The sequence below is a fragment of the Roseovarius sp. CAU 1744 genome, from assembly GCF_039839345.1.
GTDB lineage: Bacteria > Pseudomonadota > Alphaproteobacteria > Rhodobacterales > Rhodobacteraceae > Roseovarius.
Genome location: NZ_JBDOQV010000017.1, coordinates 1 through 3,047, shown reverse-complemented (window position 1 = coordinate 3,047; position 3,047 = coordinate 1). Strand labels below are relative to the sequence as shown.

At 64.2% G+C, this 3,047-nt stretch carries 2 protein-coding genes; both read right to left on the bottom strand.

Annotated elements, in window-relative coordinates; all coding sequences use genetic code 11:
* Window positions 1–28: 28 nt before the first annotated feature.
* Window positions 29–1,462, bottom strand: a complete 1,434-nt coding sequence (locus tag AAFO92_RS22445) for an NAD(P)(+) transhydrogenase (Re/Si-specific) subunit beta (RefSeq protein WP_347539173.1) — start codon at window positions 1,460–1,462, stop codon at window positions 29–31.
* A gap of 15 nt (window positions 1,463–1,477) precedes the next feature.
* The gene (locus AAFO92_RS22440) at window positions 1,478–3,046 is read right to left on the bottom strand and encodes a Re/Si-specific NAD(P)(+) transhydrogenase subunit alpha (protein WP_347539171.1); all 1,569 of its coding nucleotides are present in this window, start codon (window positions 3,044–3,046) and stop codon (window positions 1,478–1,480) included.
* Window position 3,047: the final 1 nt, after the last annotated feature.

The following is a 3,047-nucleotide window of genomic DNA, read 5'->3' as shown; positions in this document are numbered from 1 at the left end:
CCCTGGCCTTTTTTTCATTCGGCCTGGGTCAGTTGATCTTGCTGAGCAGGCTGTTGACGCTGTCTTTTGCGTCGCCGTAGAACATGCGGGTGTTTTCCTTGTAGAAGAGCGGGTTTTCGATGCCGGAATAGCCGGTGCCCTGGCCGCGCTTGCTGACGAAGACCTGTTTCGCCTTCCAGCATTCCAGCACCGGCATGCCGGCGATGGGGCTGTTGGGGTCGTCCTGCGCGGCCGGGTTCACGATGTCGTTCGAGCCGATCACGATGGCCACGTCGGTATCCGGGAAATCCGCGTTGATCTCGTCCATTTCCAGCACGATGTCATAGGGCACCTTGGCCTCGGCCAGCAGCACGTTCATGTGCCCGGGCAGACGGCCGGCGACCGGGTGGATGGCAAAGCGCACATTCTTGCCCTTGGCGCGCAGCTTGGTGGTCAGCTCGCTCACCGCCTGCTGCGCCTGCGCCACCGCCATCCCGTAGCCCGGGATGATGATGATGCTGTCGGCCTCGTTCAGCGCAGTGGCCACCCCGTCGGCATCTATCGCCACCTGTTCGCCCTCGACGGCCATCTGCTCGCCGCCGGCGCCGCCGAAGCCGCCCAGGATCACGCTGATGAACGACCGGTTCATCGCCTTGCACATGATGTAGCTGAGGATCGCACCGGAGGATCCCACCAGCGCGCCCACGGTGATCAGCAGGTCATTGCCCAGGCTGAAGCCGATCGCCGCCGCCGCCCAGCCGGAATAGCTGTTGAGCATCGAGACCACCACCGGCATGTCCGCCCCGCCGATCCCCATGATCAGGTGATAGCCGATAAACAGCGCCAGCAGCGTCAGCAGCACCAGCGTCCAGGTGCCCGACCCGGCCAGGTACATGATGACAAAGAGCAGCGACAGCCCCGCCGCCGCCGCGTTCAGCGCGTGACCGCCGGGCAACTGCTTGGCCGCGCTGTCAACCTTGCCCGCCAGCTTGCCATAGGCGATGACCGAGCCGGTGAAGGTCACCGCGCCGATCCAGATCCCCAGCACCAGTTCGATCTGCAGGATGGTGATCTCGACCGGTGTCTTCTTGGCCACGAGCTGCGGGAACACGCCCTCGACGCCGTCGCCCGCGGCCTTTGCCGCCTCGACCATGCCGATGGTGAAATCCGCGTTGAACCCCACGAAGACCGCCGCCAGGCCGACGAGGCTGTGCATGATCGCCACCAGCTCGGGCATCTGCGTCATCTGCACCCGCGTCGCCAGTTGATAGCCGATGACCGCGCCACCGGCGATCAGGATCAGCGACAAGAGCCACAGGCCCGATCCCGGCCCCATCAGGGTTGAAAGCACCGCGATCGCCATGCCGACGATGCCGTACCAGATCGCCCGCTTGGCGCTTTCCTGGCCCGAGAGCCCGCCAAGCGCGAGGATGAAGAGAACCGCCGCGACCACATAGGCCGCTGTCGTAAATCCGAAATCCATAATCCCCACCCTTTCTTAAGACTTCTGGAACATGGCAAGCATGCGCCGGGTGACGAGAAAGCCGCCGAAGATATTGATCGCGGCCATGAAGACGCTGAGCGCCGCCAGCAGCAGGATCAGGAACGACCCCGATCCGATCTGCATCAGCGCGCCCAGGATGATGATCGACGAGATCGCGTTGGTGATCGCCATCAGCGGCGTGTGCAGGCTGTGGCTGACATTCCAGATCACCTGGAAACCCACGAAGACGCTGAGCACGAAGACGATGAAATGCTGCATGAAGGACGCCGGCGTATAAAGCCCCGCCAGCAGGATCAGCCCGCCGCCCACGGCCAGCATCGTCACCTGGTTCTTGGTCTGTGCCTTGAAGGCCGCCAGTTCCTGCGCCTTCTTCTCTTCGGGTGTCAGTTCGCGCGCCGCTTCCTTCTTGGGCTGGGCGGCAATCGCCTGCACCTTGGGCGGTGGCGGCGGGAAGGTGACCTCCTTGGCGTGGGTCACGGTCGCGCCGCGGATGACGTCATCCTCCATGTCATGCACGATCACGCCATCCTTTTCCGGCGTCAGATCCGTCATCATGTGGCGGATGTTGGTGGCATAAAGGCTCGACGATTGCGCGGCCATCCGGCTGGGGAAATCGGTGTAGCCGATGATCGTGACGCCATTCTCGGTCACGATCTTCTCATCCGGCACGGTCAGCTTGCAATTGCCGCCCTTCTCGGCGGCCAGGTCGACAATGACCGAGCCCGGCTTCATCGCCTTGACCATGTCCTCGGTCCACAGCTCCGGCGCTTCGCGGTTCGGGATCAGCGCGGTGGTGATGACGATGTCCATCTCAGGCGCCAGCTCGCGGAACCTTGCCAGCTGCGCCTCGCGGAATTCCGGCGAGGAAACAGAGGCATAGCCGCCCGAGGACGAACCGTCCGCCTGCTCTTCCTCGAAATCCAGGTAAACGAATTCCGCGCCCATGCTCTCGACCTGCTCGGCCACTTCGGGGCGCACGTCGAACGCATAGGTGATCGCCCCCAGCGAGGTCGAGGTGCCGATCGCCGCAAGCCCCGCCACGCCCGCGCCCACCACCAGCACCTTGGCCGGCGGCACCTTGCCGGCGGCGGTGATCTGGCCGGTGAAGAACCGGCCGAAATTGTTGCCCGCCTCGATCACCGCCCGGTAGCCGGCGATATTGGCCATCGAGCTCAGCGCGTCCATCTTCTGGGCCCGGCTGATCCGCGGCACCATCTCCATGGCGATGACCGTCGCGCCCTTCCTGGCGGCCTGGTCCATCAGCTTTTCGTTGCCGCCGGGGTTGAAGAAGGAAATCAGGGTCTGGCCGTCGCGCAACCGCTTCATCTCGGTATCGGTGGGCGGCCGCACCTTGGCCACCACATCGGCCGCCTTCCACAGCGCCGCAGCCGTCTTGACGACCTCGACACCGGCCGCCTCAAAGGCGGCATCGGAAAATCCAGCCGCCACACCGGCCCCCGTCTCGATCACACAGTCATGGCCCAGCTTCCGCAACTGCTCCGCTGAATCCGGCGTCATCGCAACCCGACTCTCGCCCTCAATAACTTCCTTCGGCGTTCCTATC

Bases quoted from the DNA above. Each gene is read 5' to 3' on its own strand.
- AAFO92_RS22445 (WP_347539173.1), bottom strand. From the start codon at position 1,462: ATGGATTTCGGATTTACGACAGCGGCCTATGTGGTCGCGGCGGTTCTC.